Origin of the sequence: Nocardioides sp., from assembly GCF_014360585.1 — a bacterium.
Lineage (GTDB): Bacteria > Actinomycetota > Actinomycetes > Propionibacteriales > Nocardioidaceae > Nocardioides.
Map to the genome: position 1 here is coordinate 1 of NZ_JACIXG010000111.1, position 15659 is coordinate 15659.

17 protein-coding genes are annotated in these 15659 nt (G+C 68.2%); 12 read left to right on the plus strand and 5 right to left on the minus strand.

Translation table 11 applies throughout. From position 1 onward, the window contains the following. Positions 1-185 (minus strand): hypothetical protein (locus tag H5T77_RS23705; RefSeq protein WP_292653075.1); only part of this gene is annotated, 185 nt, incomplete at its 3' end. Between H5T77_RS23705 and H5T77_RS23710 the strand changes: the two genes are divergently transcribed. The 6 genes from H5T77_RS23710 to H5T77_RS23735 all read left to right on the plus strand — a co-directional run bounded on the left by H5T77_RS23710 (position 177) and on the right by H5T77_RS23735 (position 7131). Then, positions 177-1658 carry an FAD-dependent oxidoreductase gene (locus tag H5T77_RS23710; RefSeq protein WP_292653076.1) on the plus strand — a complete coding sequence of 494 codons (1482 nt, stop codon included), beginning with the start codon at positions 177-179 and terminating at the stop codon, positions 1656-1658. The two genes, H5T77_RS23705 and H5T77_RS23710, sit on opposite strands and share 9 nt — an antisense overlap. Then, positions 1655-4315, plus strand: coding sequence for a nitrite reductase large subunit NirB (nirB, locus tag H5T77_RS23715; RefSeq protein ID WP_292653077.1), 2661 nt, complete (start codon positions 1655-1657; stop codon positions 4313-4315). The genes H5T77_RS23710 and nirB overlap by 4 nt, the downstream gene beginning before the upstream one ends. Beyond that, positions 4312-4671: a nitrite reductase small subunit NirD gene (gene nirD, locus H5T77_RS23720; protein ID WP_292653078.1), complete on the plus strand. Its 360-nt coding sequence runs from the start codon at positions 4312-4314 to the stop codon at positions 4669-4671. Before nirB ends, nirD begins: the two co-directional genes overlap by 4 nt. A gap of 25 nt (positions 4672-4696) precedes the next feature. After that, positions 4697-5182 (plus strand): hypothetical protein, encoded by a 486-nt coding sequence (locus H5T77_RS23725; protein ID WP_292653079.1) that lies wholly within the window; start codon positions 4697-4699, stop codon positions 5180-5182. An 84-nt stretch (positions 5183-5266) separates the two neighbouring features. Next, entirely contained in the window at positions 5267-6421 is a 1155-nt protein-coding gene (locus H5T77_RS23730) for a uroporphyrinogen-III synthase (RefSeq protein ID WP_292653080.1), read from the plus strand. After that, entirely contained in the window at positions 6418-7131 is a 714-nt protein-coding gene (locus H5T77_RS23735; RefSeq protein ID WP_292653081.1) for a sirohydrochlorin chelatase, read from the plus strand. The genes H5T77_RS23730 and H5T77_RS23735 overlap by 4 nt, the downstream gene beginning before the upstream one ends. Here H5T77_RS23735 and argJ read toward each other — a convergent pair. After that, positions 7119-8267: a bifunctional glutamate N-acetyltransferase/amino-acid acetyltransferase ArgJ gene (argJ, locus tag H5T77_RS23740; RefSeq protein ID WP_292653082.1), complete on the minus strand. Its 1149-nt coding sequence runs from the start codon at positions 8265-8267 to the stop codon at positions 7119-7121. The genes H5T77_RS23735 and argJ overlap by 13 nt on opposite strands. 62 nt (positions 8268-8329) lie before the next feature. Next, positions 8330-8791: a hypothetical protein gene (locus tag H5T77_RS23745; protein WP_292653083.1), complete on the minus strand. Its 462-nt coding sequence runs from the start codon at positions 8789-8791 to the stop codon at positions 8330-8332. Between the two features lie 331 nt (positions 8792-9122). On the opposite strand from H5T77_RS23745, the gene H5T77_RS23750 reads away from it, so the two are divergent. The 3 genes from H5T77_RS23750 to H5T77_RS23760 all read left to right on the plus strand — a co-directional run bounded on the left by H5T77_RS23750 (position 9123) and on the right by H5T77_RS23760 (position 12076). Beyond that, complete coding sequence (locus H5T77_RS23750; protein WP_292653084.1) at positions 9123-10964, plus strand: phosphoenolpyruvate carboxykinase (GTP); 1842 nt, start codon at positions 9123-9125, stop codon at positions 10962-10964. Positions 10965-11144: 180 nt separating this feature from the next. Then, complete coding sequence (locus H5T77_RS23755; RefSeq protein WP_292653085.1) at positions 11145-11519, plus strand: DUF805 domain-containing protein; 375 nt, start codon at positions 11145-11147, stop codon at positions 11517-11519. Positions 11520-11578: 59 nt separating this feature from the next. Continuing rightward, positions 11579-12076: a PGPGW domain-containing protein gene (locus tag H5T77_RS23760; RefSeq protein WP_292653086.1), complete on the plus strand. Its 498-nt coding sequence runs from the start codon at positions 11579-11581 to the stop codon at positions 12074-12076. 172 nt (positions 12077-12248) lie between these two features. Here the strand turns inward: H5T77_RS23760 and H5T77_RS23765 are convergent, their stop codons facing one another. Continuing rightward, a complete protein-coding gene (locus H5T77_RS23765; RefSeq protein WP_292653087.1) occupies positions 12249-13658 on the minus strand; it encodes a hypothetical protein in 1410 nt (469 codons plus the stop codon). Beyond that, the gene (locus H5T77_RS23770) at positions 13655-14077 is read right to left on the minus strand and encodes a hypothetical protein (protein ID WP_292653088.1); all 423 of its coding nucleotides are present in this window, start codon (positions 14075-14077) and stop codon (positions 13655-13657) included. The genes H5T77_RS23765 and H5T77_RS23770 overlap by 4 nt, the downstream gene beginning before the upstream one ends. Positions 14078-14229: 152 nt before the next feature. On the opposite strand from H5T77_RS23770, the gene H5T77_RS23775 reads away from it, so the two are divergent. The 3 genes from H5T77_RS23775 to H5T77_RS25715 all read left to right on the plus strand — a co-directional run. After that, positions 14230-14814, plus strand: a complete 585-nt coding sequence (locus H5T77_RS23775) for a hypothetical protein (RefSeq protein ID WP_292653089.1) — start codon at positions 14230-14232, stop codon at positions 14812-14814. Between the two features lie 34 nt (positions 14815-14848). Next, positions 14849-15433 (plus strand): hypothetical protein, encoded by a 585-nt coding sequence (locus H5T77_RS23780; protein WP_292653090.1) that lies wholly within the window; start codon positions 14849-14851, stop codon positions 15431-15433. Positions 15434-15514: 81 nt separating this feature from the next. Beyond that, the coding region (locus tag H5T77_RS25715; protein ID WP_366816668.1) for an exodeoxyribonuclease V subunit gamma at positions 15515-15659 on the plus strand (145 nt) is incomplete at its 3' end.

Below are 15659 nucleotides of genomic sequence, written 5' to 3' on the forward strand. Positions count from 1 at the left end.
AACAGGCTGACCAACGACGCTCTCGACCCGTCTTCGCGGATGCCGGAGTTCAAGGTCTGTGCCGCGGCGGTGAGCGCATGAGCGAGCGCACCGTCGGTCGAGCCGTGAGCGAAGCGAGCGTGTCGAGACCAACGCAGTCGCGTACGAACCGTGTTGGTCTCGACACGGATTCGCTCGTGCCTCACGAATCCGGCTCGACCAGCGGTAGGCGGATCGTCGTCGTCGGCGGCGGGATGGCGGCGGCGCGGCTGGTCGAAGGGCTGGTCGCACGCGGCCTCGGCCCGCAGACGACCGTGCTCGCGGAGGAGCAGCACGCTCCGTACAACCGGATCCTGCTCTCCGCCGTGCTCGAGGGCACCCACCGCCCAGGGGCGCTCGCGCTGCGCGAGAAGCAGTGGTACGCCGACAAGGGGGTCGACCTCCGCCTGGACAGCCTCGTGGTCGACATCCACCGTGAAAGGCACGAGGTCGAGCTCGCCGACCGGACGACGGTCCGCTACGACCAGCTCGTCCTCGCCACCGGGGCGATCCCGAGCCTGCCGCCGATCCGCGGCGTGGTGCGGGCGGACGGATCGTTGGACCCGCGGGTGCAGGCGTTCCGGAGCCTCGACGACTGTGGGCGGCTGCTCGCCCTCCTCGACCGACAGGGCGTCCACGACCAGCCGCGCAACGCGGTGATCGTCGGCGGCGGTCTGCTCGGCCTGCAGGTCGCCCGCGCCCTGGCGGTGCGGGGGATCGAGACCGAGATCGTCGAGGGCCGCGACCACCTGCTCAGCAGCCAGGTCGGCGCCTCGGCCGGCAAGGTGCTGAAGCGGTCGATGGCCAAGCTCGGCACCCAGGTCTATCTCGGTGCCCGCGCGACCAGGCTGACCGACGAGGGGCTCAAGCTCGACAACGGCTACACCCTGGAGACCGACCTGGTGGTGCTCACCGCCGGCGGCCGCCCGCGCGCCAATCTCGCCCGCCGCGCCGAGCTCACCGTCGACCGCGGCGTCGTCGTCGACGATCAGCTGCGCAGCGTCGACGACCCCGACATCTACGCGATCGGCGACTGCGCCGAGCACGACTCGACCGTGACCGGCTTCGTCTCGCCCGCCTGGGAGCAGGCCGGAGTCCTCGCCGACGTCCTCGCCGGCGACCAGGCGACCTATTCAGGACACCGCGTGGTCGCCCGGCTGCGCGCCACCGACCTCGACGTCTGCGTCCTCGGCGAGCCCGAGAACGAGGCGGGCGAGGTCGTCGAGATCGCCAACCCGGTCAAAGGCACCCACCGCAAGCTGGTCGTACGCGACGGCCGCATCGTCGCCGGCGCCCTCGTCGGCGACCTCAGCCGGGTCGGCCTGATCACCCAGGCCTTCGACCGGCAGACGGTGCTCGGCGAGCACGAGGCCGGGCAGCTGCTGCTTCCCGAGCCGGTCTCGACAGGCTCGACCACCGGATGGCCCGCGCTCCCCGACGACGCGGAGGTCTGCGCCTGCGCCGGTGTCAGCGCCGGCCGGATCCGGGCCTGCCGGTCCCTCGAGGACGTCCGCGACACCACCCGCGCCACCACCGGGTGCGGTGGCTGCGCGCCGACCGTACGCCAGCTCCTGGCCACTCGGCCCAGCGGCACTCAGCTCAGTGGAACGAAGCTCAGTCTGGAAGGAACTACGTCATGAGCCCTCACCTCCGCAAGAAGGTCGTCGTCGTCGGCCACGGCATGGTCGGTCACCGCTTCGTGACCGCCGCGATCGAGCGCGGTCTCACCGAGACCCACGACATCGTGGTGCTCGGGGAGGAGCCGCGACCGGCGTACGACCGGGTCGCCCTGACCAGCTTCTTCGAGGTCGGCGGCGAGGCCCTCTCGTTCCTGCCGACGGGGGTCTACGAGGACCCGCGGGTCACGCTCCGCACCAGCACGAGCGTCATCGAGATCGACCCCGCCGCGCAGACCGTGATGCTGGCTGACGGCGAGGAGATGGCGTACGACGAGCTGGTGCTCGCCACCGGAGCGGCACCGTTCGTGCCGCCGGTGCCGGGCTCGGAGCTCGGGAACGTCTTCGTCTACCGCACGATCGAGGACCTCGAGGCGATCCGGGAGGCCGCGAAGACCGCGAAGGTGGGGGCTGTGATCGGCGGTGGTCTCCTCGGGCTGGAGGCGGCCAACGCGCTGCACCAGCTCGGTGTCGAGACCCACGTGGTCGAGCTCGCGCCGCGGCTGATGGCCGTGCAGGTCGACGACGCCGGTGGCAACACGCTCAAGCGCCACATCGAGAAGCTCGGTCTCACCGTGCACACCGGGGTGATGACGGAGTCGATCTCGCCGGACGCCGTGGTCGAGATCTCCGTCGTCGACGAGGTCTCGACAGGCTCGACCACCGGTGGAACCGTACTCGACGGCAAGGTCAGCGCGCTGAAGTTCAAGGACGTCGAGGAGCCCCTGCCGATCGACATGATCGTCTTCTCGGCCGGCATCCGGCCGCGCGACGCGCTCGCGCGCGCTGCCGGCCTGGACCTGGCCGAGCGCGGCGGCGTGCTGGTCGACGAGCAGTGCCGGAGCTCGGACGAGCACATCTGGGCGGTCGGCGAGTGCGCCGCGCCCGGCGGGAAGATGTACGGCCTGGTCGCCCCCGGTTACGACATGGCCGAGGTCGTCGCCGACGCGCTCCTTGGTGGCGCCGGCACGTTCGCCGGTGCCGACATGTCGACCAAACTCAAGCTGCTCGGTGTCGACGTCGCGAGCTTCGGCGACGCGCACGGCACCACCGACGAGTGTCTCGAGCTGACCTACTCCGATGCTGTCACCGGCGTCTACAAGAAGCTGGTGATCAGCGAGGACGGCACCCGCCTGCTCGGCGGCGTGCTGGTCGGCGACGCGAGCGCCTACGGGCTGCTCCGGCCGATGGTCGCCTCGGGAATGGAGCTTCCGGAGAACCCGGAGGAGCTGATCCTCCCCCAGACCACGGGCGGTGGGGGAGGCCCCAGCTCAATGGCACTGCAGCTTCCGTTGGAGGCGCAGATCTGCTCCTGCAACAACGTCACCCGCGGCGACATCGAGGCGGCCGTCGACAACGGCTGCGAGAGCGCGGCGGAGGTCACCAAGGAGACCAAGGCGGGGAGCACCTGTGGCTCCTGCAAGGTGCAGGTGAAGAAGATCGTCGAGGACTACTTCACCGCTCAGGGCAAGACCGTCGACACCTCGCTCTGTGAGCACTTCGCGATGACCCGTGCCGAGCTCTTCGACGTGGTGCTGATCCACGGCTACAAGACCTTCGACCAGATCATCGAGGCCCACGGGACCGGCCGCGGCTGCGACCTGTGCAAGCCCGCCGTCGCGAGCATCCTGGCCAGCCAGCTCAACGGGCACGTCCTGGCCAAGGAGAACCGCAAGCTCCAGGACACCAACGACGCCTACCTGGCCAACCTCCAGAAGAACGGCTCCTACTCGGTGGTCCCGCGCATCGCCGGCGGAGAGGTCACCCCCGAAGGCCTGATCGTGATCGGTGAGGTGGCACGCGACTTCGGCCTCTACACCAAGATCACCGGCGGCCAGCGCATCGACATGTTCGGTGCCCGGATGGAGGACCTGCCGGCGATCTGGAAGCGCCTGGTCGACGCCGGGTTCGAGTCCGGTCACGCCTACGGCAAGTCGCTGCGTACGGTGAAGTCCTGCGTCGGCTCCACCTGGTGTCGCTACGGGGTCCAGGACTCCGTCGGCCTCGCGATCATGCTGGAGACCCGCTACCGCGGGCTGCGCTCGCCGCACAAGCTCAAGGGCGGCGTCTCCGGGTGCGCCCGGGAGTGCGCGGAGGCCCGCGGCAAGGACTTCGGTGTCATCGCCACCGAGAAGGGCTGGAACCTGTACGTCGGGGGCAACGGTGGCGCCATCCCCGCCCACGCACAGCTGCTCGCCGGTGACCTGACCACCGAGGAGCTCGTCCGCTATCTCGACCGCTTCCTCATGTACTACGTACGCACCGCCGACCGCCTCCAGCGCACCTCGACCTGGATCGACTCCCTGGACGGCGGCCTGGACCGGGTGCGCGAGGTCGTGGTCGACGACGTGCTCGGCCTGGGCACCGAGCTCGAGGCCGCCATGGTGCACCACACCGAGACCTACTTCGACGAGTGGAAGGCGACGCTGGAGGACCCCGAGAAGCTGCGTCGCTTCGTCTCCTTCGTCAACGCTCCCGACATCCCGGACCCCAACATCTCCTTCGGGTCGGCGCGTGGCCAGATCGTCCCGGAGGTCGGCGAGGAGCCCGCCGCCATCGGCCCCGTCTCGCTCGGTGCCTCCATCCCTGTCGGTATGCCCACGCTGGAGGAGTCGCGATGAGTGCTGACCAGCTGAGGGCCGGACAGGCCGTCACGTACATCTCGGTCTGCCGCCTCGACGACATCGACCCCGAGACCGGCGTCGCCGCGCTGGTCAGAGGGGAGGCGGTGGCTGTCTTCCGCACCCTGGACGACCGGGTCTTCGCGCTGTCCAACTACGACCCGTACGGTCACGCCTCGGTGCTGGCCCGCGGGATCGTCGGGACGCGTGGCGAGGTGCCGTTCGTGGCATCGCCGCTGCTCAAGCAGCCGTTCTCGCTCGAGAGCGGCCAGTGCCTCGACGATCCGTCGGTGTCGGTCGCCACCTACGAGGTCGACGTCATCGAGGGCGAGGTACGAATCGGGGCGCGTCGCTGACGGCGCGCGCCACTAGGGTGGCGCCATGAGCGTTCCTGTTCTCGAGGCCAAGGTGTCCGCCATGCCATGGCAGACGCGTCGCTGGGTCAGTGTGATCGTGTCGCTGGCGCTGACCCCGCTCGGCCTCGCGCTGGTGATGACCGGCGGGTATCGCCACGCCATCGACGCCTCCAGGCTCGACACCTCCGTCGTCGGTGTCGCCCTGGTGCTGGTGGGGGTGCTGTTGCTCTTCGTGGTGGCGGCTGCCGGCAGCATCGCCGGTATCGGCCCGATCGTCGCAGGGGCGGTGTACGGCGGGTTCGGGCTGATCTCGCTCTTCTCCCAGGAGATCCTGTGGAACCTGACGAACCTCGTCGGCATCCAGGCACTCCAGTACGGCGCGTTCAGCTACTACGGCGTCCTGCTGCCGGCGGTCGGAGCGCTCCTGATCGGCGCCGGTCTGTCCGGCCGGTGGAGTCGTGAGACGGGCGAGAGCACGAGCAGCTCTTCCGGGCCCATCGTCGAGCTGTAGAGCCGTGAGGCCGTGAGGGAAAGTTAGCGCGGGCGATTCGAGCAGCCCGCGTACGGCGAAATCCTGCTGCCGCAAGGTGGAGGCATGGCGGTGCAGGAGGCGCAGGAGATCTACGATGCGGATGTGGACACTGGCGCGCTGAGCGGCTTCCGCGTCGGGGTGACCGCCGCGCGGAAGGCCGAGGAGCAGATCAAGCTGCTCGAACGGCGTGGGGCTCATGTGGTGTGGGCGCCCGCGCTCTCCGTCGACCCCAACCGGGTCGACGCCGGTGCGCTGCGCGCTGTGACCGAGCAGATCATCGGTCAACGCGTCGACATGTTCCTGGCGACGACCGGCATCGGGACCCGGGCGTGGTTCGACGCCGCCGAGGAGTGGGGGCTGATCGAGCCGCTCCTGGCGACGCTCGGCGACGCGGAGATCCTGGCGCGCGGCCCGAAGTCGGTCGGGGCGCTGCGGCGGCGCGGACTGCGCGAGCTGTGGGCGCCCGAGTCGGAGGAGTTCGACGACGTCCTGGAGCACCTGCGGGGTCGCGACCTGACCGGCAAGCGGATCGTGGTGCAGGAGCACGGGCAGTCGCTCTCGATGGTCGCGCACGCGCTGACCCGGCAGGGCGCCGAGGTCATCAACGTGATCGTCTACCGCGTCGAGTCGGCGGCCGACCCGGAGCCGGTGTTCCGGCTGGTCGAGACGTTGGCCGACGGCGAGCTGGACGCGGTCACCTTCACCTCCGCACCGGCCGTGGCCGCGTTCATGCAGGCGGCCGGATCGGTCGGGCTCCGGGACGAGGCCGTCGCAGCGTTCCAGGCCGACGTGGTCGCGGCCTGTGTCGGTCCGGTGACCGCAGCCGCCTTCGAGATGTGGGGCGTGCCGACGATGATCCCCGACCGCTCCCGCACCGCGGCCCTGGTCAAGATGCTCGAGACCGAGCTGCCGCTGCGCCGCGAGGGCCTGCTGATCGAGCTGGCCGGTGGTCACCAGCTGCTGCTGCACGACGACGCGGTGATCCTCGACGGCGCCGAGGTGAAGCTCTCGCCGGCCCCAGCGGCGGTCCTGGGCGCGCTCGTCGCCACCCCGGGCAACGTCGTCTCCCGTCCGGCGCTGCTGGCGATGCTGCCCTCCGGCACGGCCGGGTCCGAGCACGCCGTGGAGATGGCGGTCGCCCGGCTCCGGGCCGCACTCGGGACGAAGGCCGTCCAGACCGTCGTCAAGCGCGGCTACCGGTTGGCGGTGGCCCCGTGACCGGCCTCGTGCTCGTCGCTCACGGCACCCGCCGACTGCTCGGCAACGCCGTCGCCTCGATCATCGCCAAGCAGGCCGGACGCCGGCTGGGGGTGGAGTCGCGGGCGGCGTACGTCGAGCTCTGCGAGCCGCTCTTCGCCGACGTCGTCGCCGAGACCCGGCAGCCCACACTGGTCGTACCGCTGCTGTTGTCGACCGGCTATCACGTGCGCGTCGACCTGCCCGCCGCCGTCGCTGCTGCCGCTGCTCCGGTGACTCTGGGCGCGCCGCTCGGCCCCGACCCGATGCTGGCCTCCGCGCAGATGTCCCGGCTGGTGGCTGCCGGCGCAACGCCTGGTCAGCCCGTCGTCCTCGTCGCTGCCGGGTCCAACGACCCCGCTGCCGTAGCCGACATCGCCACGGCCGGGTCGATGCTGGAGCAAGCCTGGAGCGGACCGGTGCGGGTCGCCACGGTCTCCGGCTCCGGCGCCCCCGCGATCGGTGACGTCGTACGCCCGGGGGACGCCGTCTCGCCCTACTTGCTCGCGCCCGGGTTCTTCTCCGAGACGGTCCGGATCCGCTCCTCCGATGCTGGTGCGGAGGTGATCGCCGACGTCATCGGTCCCCATCCTGACGTGGTCGAGCTGGTCGTACGTCGCGCCTCGGCGCTCTTGGCGGAGGAGCGCTCCGCGCGCGTCGGCTCGACCGGCGGGGACCGTCAGGTCGTGTAGTCGGCGTTGATGCGGATGTAGCCGTCGGTGAGGTCGCAGCCGTAGACCGTGAACTCGCCCGAGGCGATACCGAGGTCGACCTCGATCGACACTTCATCCCCAGAAAGATAAGTCGACAAATCTGCCAATAGATTTGCCGAGACCTGGGCGGGGTAGGTCTCGGTGCCGCCGAAGGCGATGCGTACGTGCTCGGGGGAGATGTCGGTCTCCTCGTGGAGCTTACCGATGGCCATCGCGACGCGGCCCCAGTTGGGGTCGGCGCCGTGGACGGCGGTCTTGACCAGGGGTGAGTTGACGATGATCTTGCCGACCCGCTTGGCCTGGGCGTCGTCGCGGGCACCGCTGACCGACACCGAGATCAGCTTGGAGGCGCCTTCGCCGTCGGAGGCGATCTTCTTCACCAGTGCCAGCGCGGCGTCGTAGAGGGCGGCCTCGAAGTCGCCCAGGTCGACAGCGCCGGCCGTTCCGGAGGCGAAGATCGCGGCGGTGTCGGAGGTCGAGGTGTCGGTGTCGATCGAGACGGCGTTGTAGGTGCGGTCGACGACCCGGCGGAAGGCGGCGTCGAGCTCGGCGGCCGGGACGGCGGCGTCGGTGAAGAAGTAGGTCAGCATCGTGGCCATGTCGGGCTCGAGCATCCCGACGCCCTTGGCGATCCCCGTGATCGTCGCTGCACCGACGGTCCGGGTCTCGATCTTGGCGATCGTGTCGGTCGTCATGATCGCCGCCGCGGCGGCACCGAAATCGGCCTCGACGGCGGTCCCGGCGAGCTTCTCCAGGGCAGGGGTGAGCACGTCCATCGGGTACTGCACACCGATCACGCCGGTCGAGGCGACCAGCAGCTCCTCGGGGCGTACGCCGACGACCTCGGCCGCCAGGCGGCGTACCTCCGCGGCGTTGGCCTCGCCGACCGGGCCGGTCGCGACGTTCGCGTTCTTCGAGATGGTCACCATCCCGCGGAACGCGGAGACGTCCGCGGACCGGGAGAGCAGCACCGAGGCGCCGGCGAAGCGGGATCGGGTGAAGACCGCGGCGCTCGTGACCGAGCCCGAAGGGGCGGCGACGACGGCGAAGTCGTCAGCGCCCTCCTTCAGGCCGAGGTTGGCGGTGACACCGATGAATCCAGCAGGCTGCGACATAGCCGGATTCTATGCGGCGCGGCCGGCGACGCTGAGGGCATCTCGCCCCCGCGGCCGCCGACTCAGGCCCGAACCCACGCGAACGCCGCGGCCTCCAGGATCATCCAGGACCGAAGTACGCGCCCCACGAAGGTGATCGCGACGAAGAGCATCAGGTTGGCCTTGAGCGTGCCGTAGATCACGGCGAGGATCGCCAGCGGCGGAAGCCCGCTGAGGGCGGCGACCGCGAGCAGCCCGCCGGCGTAGGCGGGTCGTCCCTGCGTACGCCGCTCCCACTTCTCCATCCGCAGCTGCCACTTCTCGCACGCCATCTTCTTGCGGACGAAGGGGAGGGCGGTGGTGCCCTGGCCGGCGTAGTACCAGACGACCTTGGAGCTGGTCTGGCCGATTCCTGCCACGAGGGCCAGGATCAGGGCGGAGAAGGTCAGGTTCGAGGCGGCCACCGCGAGGTAGGTCTCGAAGTTGATGACAGGGAAGAGGCCTCCGGTGAAGGAGGCGGCGAAGGTCCCGAGAATGAGTTCCATCAGCCGGCCTCTGGCCCGTTCGACGATTGAAACAATTCAACGGTTGTGTGTTGGGGGATCACTCGCGAAATCCTAGATGTAATCCGTGTCACGGTGCGACATCGGGCGTCTCATCCACATTACGGACCGGTCGCCGAAATGAGGCCTTTGTCACTTAAACATGGGGTTCGGAGGGTCTCAGGACCGGCTGTCGGAACATCGCCTGCGGTTGGATCGATCAATTGTCCAGGCTCATGATCGATGACCCACTCTGGTGCACGATACCCCGGTTGGAGCCCTCTTCAACTGGGGTAACGTGCCTGCAATCGGCGAAACTTTGAAGGGTGTCGGAATGGTTGACGTGGACAAGGTCCTCGATGAGGCGGGGCTGACGAATCCTCATGTGCGGGAGTACGTCTCCTACTGGGCAGGGGTGACCGGTGCCGAGCGGATCGAGGTCGTCAGCGCAGCCGACGACGAGCGGCTCCTTCAGGAGTCGCTGGAGGCCGGTGAGCTGCTCCCCGTCACGGGCGGCCGCTACTACAGCCGTTCCTACAGCAAGGACACCGCGCGCTCCGAGGAGCGCACCGTGGTCGCCACCTCCAACCCGGAGGACAAGGGCGTCTACAACAACTGGAAGCCTGCCGACGAGACCGTCAAGACGCTCACCGAGCGCATGACCGGTGCCTCCAAGGGCAAGACGATGTACGTCATCCCCTACCTGATGGCTCCGGTCGGCTCGCCCCTGGAGGCGTACGCCGCAGGTGTCGAGCTCACCGACAGCCGCCCGGTCGTGCAGCAGATGATCCGGATGGCGCGCGTCGGCATCGACTACATCAACGACCTCGCAGACCCGAGCTCCTTCGTCCGTGCGGTGCACGTGACCGGCGACCTGCCCAACCTCGGTCAGGGCACCGACGACGACCAGCGTCTGTTCGCGACGGTCGCCGACCAGCGCACGATCCTTCACTACGGCTCCTCCTACGGCGGCAACGCGCTCCTGGGCAAGATCGCCCACGGCCTGCGCCAGGCCTGCTACGACGGTCGCGCCTCCGGCAAGTTCCTCGCCGAGCAGTTCCTGCTGCTGGGCATCAAGGACAAGGAGTCCGGCGAGGAGTTCCACGTCGTCGGCGGCTTCCCGTCCGCCTCCGGCAAGACCAACCTCTCGATGACGCTCTCGCCCGACGCCCTCGGTGAGCGTTACGAGGTCACCTTCTACGGCGACGACATCGCCTGGATCTGGGTCGGCGAGGACGGCAAGCTCCGCGCCTTCAACCCGGAGAACGGCGTCTTCGGCGTCGCCAAGGACACCAACGAGAAGACCAACCCGGGCGCCGTCCAGGCGATCCTGCCGGGCTCGGGCGCGATCTTCACGAACGTCGCCTACAACGAGAAGACCCAGGAGGTCTGGTGGGAGGGGCTGACCAAGCACCACCCTGACGACCTCGACGGCTGGATCGACTGGAAGGGCGAGCGCATCGCCGACCGGATCGACGACGAGCTGGGCGACCCGTGGGCCCACCCCAACTCCCGCTTCACCACGCCGATCTCGCACGTCCCCAACGCGGCGCCCGACTTCGACGACGCTGCCGGCGTGCCGATCGACGCGATCATCTTCGGTGGCCGCACCCGTGACCGCGAGCCGCTGATCCGGGCGATCACCGACGTGGCTGAGGGCGTCTACGACGGGCTCACCCTGGGTGCCGAGGCGACCGCCGCGGCCGACGGTCTCGAGGGCGTGCTGCGCTACGACCCGATGTCGATGCGTCCGTTCCTCGCCTACGAGGAGGGCGACTACGCCCGCCACTGGTTGAAGATCATCGGTGAGGCCACCGACAAGCCGGTCTTCGCCCATGTCAACTGGTTCCAGCGTGACTCGGAGGACGGCCACTTCCTGTGGCCCGGATACCGGGAGAACGTGCGCGCGCTGCTGTGGCTGTTGCAGTTCAAGAAGGGTGAGGTCAAGGGCCAGCAGAGCCCCGTCGGCGTCATCCCGACCGAGGACGAGCTCGACCTGCGCGGCCTCGACCTGCCTCAGCGGGACCTCGACCGGATCCTCACCCTCGACCTGAAGCGTTGGAAGCAGGAGATGGGCTTCCGCGAGACGCACCTCCAGCAGTTCAAGCTGCCCGAGGAGATCTGGGAGGCCCACAAGCGCGTGGCCGCTGCCATCGACGAGGCTGCTCAGGCCTGACGTTTCATCGCTGGTCGAGCTTGTCGAGACCGGGGCGGCGTACGGAATCTTTCCGTACGCCGCCCCTGTTGTTTCCCTCTGCGTCCGTTTCCTGCCGGAAGATCAACTTTGCCCGGATTTGGGACATATGCCCGGGCAGACATTTACGTAGCCGATCTCGCCCGCCTAAGGTTCCTGCCCGTGACGATCCCCCTTGACCAGCCGCTTCGTGCTGCCTCGATCACCGAGGCGTACTCGCGGTTCTGGAAGAAGTACGCGACATTCTCGGGTCGCGCCAGCCGCACTGAGCTGCTCTGGCCGATGCTCGTGAACCTTCTGATGCTCATCGTCGTGGTGCTGGCGCGCAACGAGGTGGTGAGCGTAGTGGTCGGTCTCTACGCGCTCGTCGCGTTCGTGCCGACCATCGCGCTGGGCACGCGCCGACTGCACGACATCAACCGATCCGGGTGGTGGCAGCTGGTCCTGATCGTGCCGGTGGTGGGCGACATCGTCCTCGCGGTGCTGTGGCTGACCTTCCCGAGCCCGGAGGGCGTCAAGTACGACTTGGCCGCATGAGCGCCCGTAAAATCTGCCTGGCTGTTCTCGAAGTTGGCCCGGAATGGCAGGCTATGGGCATGAAGTCCCTCGCAGGAGCCGCAGCGAAGCGGCTCGCCTTCGAGACGGTTGGGTGGCTGCTCGTGGTCGCAGGGATCGCCGCTCTGGTGTTGCCGGGTCCGGGGCTGCTGATGCTCTTCGGTGGACTGGCCGTGCTCTCCCGGCAGTACTCCTGGGCTCGGCGCTATGTCGAGCCGGTCCGCCTCCGGGCACTGCGCGGGGCTGCCGAGGGCGTGGAGACCTGGCCGCGGATCATCCTGTCGACGCTCGGTGCGCTCTCCATCGCTGCGGTCGGCGTCGTCTTCCTGATCAACCCGCCGGCCCCGCACTGGTGGCCGCTCGAGGCCACCTTCTGGCTGCTCGGTGGCGCCTGGACCGGCGTCACCCTGCTCGCGTCGTGCGGCATCGCCCTCGGCGTCCTGGCGTACTCCTACAAGCGCTTCCGCAACCACCCCGACGCTCGCCATCAGCTCGACGAGGACATCGAGCACTCGGGCGAGATGAACAAGGTCGCCTGACCGCCGGTCGCGTTCTAGGCCTACGTGCTCAGCGGCTCCGTCTACGGCGGCGTCCGTCCGAACCGGGCGAACGAAAATTCGTTCGCCCGCCCACACGCCAAGCCGCCGCCTCCATCTACGGCATGCTGACCGTGGAGAGAGGCGGCGACTCCGTTGCGAGCTGCTCGGCCTACTAGGGCTTGCGGCCGTTCTTGTCGGTGCCTGACCCGTCGCCCTGTGGCGCGTTCGGGGTCCACCCGCGGGAGGCGTTGGGGTCCAAGACGTCGCTTGCGGACTCGGTCCAGTCGTCGGTGTAGTCGGCCTGCCAGTCCTGGTCCTGGCCGCCCCGCTTGTCGTTCTTCTTCCCGCCGCGGCCGCCGGCTCCTCCGGGGCCGCCACGTCCGCCGCGGCTGCCCGCTCCGGTCGCGCCGCCTCGGGCGCCGGTACCCCGGCCTCCAGCCGCACCGCCACGTGCGCCCGCACCAGCTCCAGCTCCAGCGCCTCGTGCGCCGGCCCCGGCTCCTGCCCCCGCGCGGGCACCGGCGGTGCCGGCCCTCGCGGCTGCAGACCCAGACCTCGCTGTCGCCGACTTCGACGTCGCGCTGGCTGTCGCTGCCTTGGCGGACCCGGCGGCGAACCTGCTCGCGAGCGCCTTGGCCGCACCGGCACCGAGCAGAGCCCCACCGCCGGCGATGGCGAGCGCGGACATGCCGCTCGTGCCACCGCCAAGAGGGGCCAGGCCGTCAGCCGTCTCGACCATTGCGTACGACGTCGAAGGCGCGGGAGACCCGTCGGCATTCACCCACTGGGTGCCGTTCCATTCCGGCTTGTTCTCCTCCTCGTACGCCGCGATGTTCGCCTTCTCCTGGGCGATCAGCTCGTGCCCCATGCCACCTGGGTAGAGGGTCCCGGAGTTGTACGTCGCCATCCGGGCGCGGGCTGCTGCGATCTCGCTGTAGGAGCCGGGAGACGACGGAGTCGCAGGGGCAGAACCGCCATTGGGGTCGGGCTCGTCGGTGATCGCGCGGACCGGAGGCTCGGCGGTCCAGTTCTTCTCGTCGACCTGCTTGATGAGCCGCGCCGCGGCTTCTTCAGCGGCAGCGATCTTCGCCTCGTTTGCAGCCCAAGCTGCCTGGTCGGTCCTTAACTGGTCCGCATTCGCCTTGGCCTTTGAGGCGTCGACCCCCGTGCCGGTCTGAGCATACTTCTGGGCCGAGGCATCTGGCGCTGGACCGTGATTCGGAGGGAGGTTGGCCTCCATCAGGTCGTGGGCCTCTTTTGCGTCCTTGGTGGTCGTCTGCGAGCCGCTGAGCGCGAGGATGGCCGCGTCGAGCTGGTCGGCTTTGTTGGTGAGTTTCTCGGCAGAATCCTTGAACTTGCGACTTGCTGCCTCGGTAGTCAGAGACGTCTCTTCGAATGCCTTGGGCAACTGGCCAGCGGCCAGTTCGAGGTTTCTGGCAACGGCGCGCAATGTGTCGCGAGCCTTCACCCACTGCTCCAGGCGTTGCTTTAGATCATCGGCGTTCGAGCGTGCGACGTATTCCTTCAGGACGACCATCATCGGGCCTTTGGAGACGCCGCCGTTGGCTGCGATCGCGTTCACTTGTCCCCTCCGACTTCTTGGCCAAACTCGGATCGTGACGCAATCTCCTGCAGTTGCTCAGGTGTCAGGGGGATGAACGGAAGCTGGAACCCCGGCATTCCGGGACGGTCATCTTTGACCAGGTTTTCGAAGAACGGCTTGCTGATCGTGTCCACTGCTGAGGTGAGTTTGCTGTGGAAGGCGGCTTCGGCCTCCTCGTCGGCGTTCTTGACCGCGTTGACGGCGTTCGTGAGTCCGTCGACGAACTCGATCAGCGCATCGGAGGTCTCGGACAGCGTCGAGTTGATCCGGTCGGTGGCGCGGTTCATCAGACTCTCGAGCGTGTCTGCCGTTTCGCTGCCGCCGAGCGACCCCTTGCTCGGCTTGTCGACCTGGACGGAATCGACGTCAACCTTCACGTCCATGAGGACGTTCTTCATCCTCGTCACCACGGCCTCATCGACCCCGGTCGACTGTGGACCCGTCATGTCGGCCTCCCGAGTGTGTTCGTGCGGAAGCCAAGTGTAAGCACGAACGCCGAACCCGGTCACCGTCAATCACAACCTCTGGCCAAACCACTACCCTGTCGAGCATGACTCCACCTCGGACAGGCCACGTCGTTCGACTCGCCAACGTCGCTGTGACCGCGCTGGCCGTCGTTGCTTTAGGCGGTTGCGGCAGCGCGGGTGGGTCGTCGGGATCGCCCAGCCCGTCTGTCTCGGCTGAGTCCAGCGCAGACGCGACGCCGACGGCTGACTTGCAGTCCATCAAAGTGAACGGCGCCGAACTGCAGGTACCGTCGGATTGGTCTGTAAAGGGGGGGAACACGCAGCGAGCCACACTTTCCGTCCCGGAAGACGCGTCGGGTACCTCGTACGGGACTGGCGTTCTCAACGCTGACATTACGCTCGCTGACGATCTAGAGGACCTCGCCGAGGTGGCAGCCAACGCCGCTGGGGGCGATGCGAAACGACTCCCAGACGTCAAGTTTGGCGGCCAGACTTTCTTCCACCTCCGTGAACTTCACGACGGCGTCGACTCGCTCGACACGTACGGAACCGTCATCAACGGCTCTGAGGTCACCGTCGCTTGGGCGTTCAATGCTGAGCTGGCCACACGCGAGGAGATCGACGGGTGGATCAACCAAGTGATGCCGACGTTCACGTTCAACGGCTGAGATGAACGTCTAACTGAACGTGTCTTCATCTCGGATGAGCCATGCTGCCCGCCAATTCGTAACCGTTGCTGGGTCCGTTGTTCTCGCCGGCACCGTCTGGGCCTGCGGAAGCGACGACCGAACCCGCACCGAGCCGACTGCAAGCGGTGTCGCCTCGCCGAGCGAGTCAGCATCCGCCGAGCCGGCCTCGGAGTGGAAGACCGCCGAGTTGGAGGGGACACAGTTCAAGGTGCCTTTGGGCTGGGGCCTGAGTCTGGAGGATGGGGTCACCCAAGTGATGGCTGCGCCGAAGGACGACCAAGGAAACGAACCTGGCTTCGGCCTCTTCGACGCAGGCTCGACATTGGCGTTGAGCACCGACGAACTCGCGACCGAGAGCCGTAACAACGTTATCGGCGACTATTCGAAGATCGAGCGTCTCCAAGATGAGAAGTTCGGCGGAACGACGTTCTTCCACATCCGCGGGACGGGTGAGAATCGAACCTACGATCTGTACGGAGCACTTGTCGGGGACATCCAGGTGACGGTCTCGTGGTCCTTCGGTGTTGAGATGGCGAGCCGCCAGCAGATCGATGCGTGGATTAACCAGGTGATGCCCACGTTCAGGTTCGAGGGCTGAAGGAACCAGCCAGGTCCAGCTACGGACTGCCTGGTTCGAGGCCCGAGGATTCCTGTCGGTGGCGCCCGATAGGTTGCGTCTGTGGTCGTACATCTGCACCGCGCGCCGCGGACCGATCTGCTCGCTGACTCGCTCGGCGAGCTCTTGTCGGTGCCGTCGGGGGATCCGTTCGCGACCGAGGTCGTGGTGGTGCCGGCGCGAGGGGTGGAGCGGTGGCTGTCGCAGC

What these genes read in the sequence shown, in the direction of transcription:
- nirB (WP_292653077.1), top strand. Translation starts at nt 1,655, where the DNA reads ATGAGCCCTCACCTCCGCAAGAAGGTCGTCGTCGTCGGCCACGGCATG.
- nirD (WP_292653078.1), top strand. Translation starts at nt 4,312, where the DNA reads ATGAGTGCTGACCAGCTGAGGGCCGGACAGGCCGTCACGTACATCTCG.
- H5T77_RS23725 (WP_292653079.1), top strand. Translation starts at nt 4,697, where the DNA reads ATGAGCGTTCCTGTTCTCGAGGCCAAGGTGTCCGCCATGCCATGGCAG.
- H5T77_RS23730 (WP_292653080.1), top strand. Translation starts at nt 5,267, where the DNA reads ATGGCGGTGCAGGAGGCGCAGGAGATCTACGATGCGGATGTGGACACT.
- argJ (WP_292653082.1), bottom strand. Translation starts at nt 8,267, where the DNA reads ATGTCGCAGCCTGCTGGATTCATCGGTGTCACCGCCAACCTCGGCCTG.
- H5T77_RS23745 (WP_292653083.1), bottom strand. Translation starts at nt 8,791, where the DNA reads ATGGAACTCATTCTCGGGACCTTCGCCGCCTCCTTCACCGGAGGCCTC.
- H5T77_RS23750 (WP_292653084.1), top strand. Translation starts at nt 9,123, where the DNA reads ATGGTTGACGTGGACAAGGTCCTCGATGAGGCGGGGCTGACGAATCCT.
- H5T77_RS23760 (WP_292653086.1), top strand. Translation starts at nt 11,579, where the DNA reads ATGAAGTCCCTCGCAGGAGCCGCAGCGAAGCGGCTCGCCTTCGAGACG.
- H5T77_RS23770 (WP_292653088.1), bottom strand. Translation starts at nt 14,077, where the DNA reads ATGAAGAACGTCCTCATGGACGTGAAGGTTGACGTCGATTCCGTCCAG.
- H5T77_RS23775 (WP_292653089.1), top strand. Translation starts at nt 14,230, where the DNA reads ATGACTCCACCTCGGACAGGCCACGTCGTTCGACTCGCCAACGTCGCT.
- H5T77_RS23780 (WP_292653090.1), top strand. Translation starts at nt 14,849, where the DNA reads ATGAGCCATGCTGCCCGCCAATTCGTAACCGTTGCTGGGTCCGTTGTT.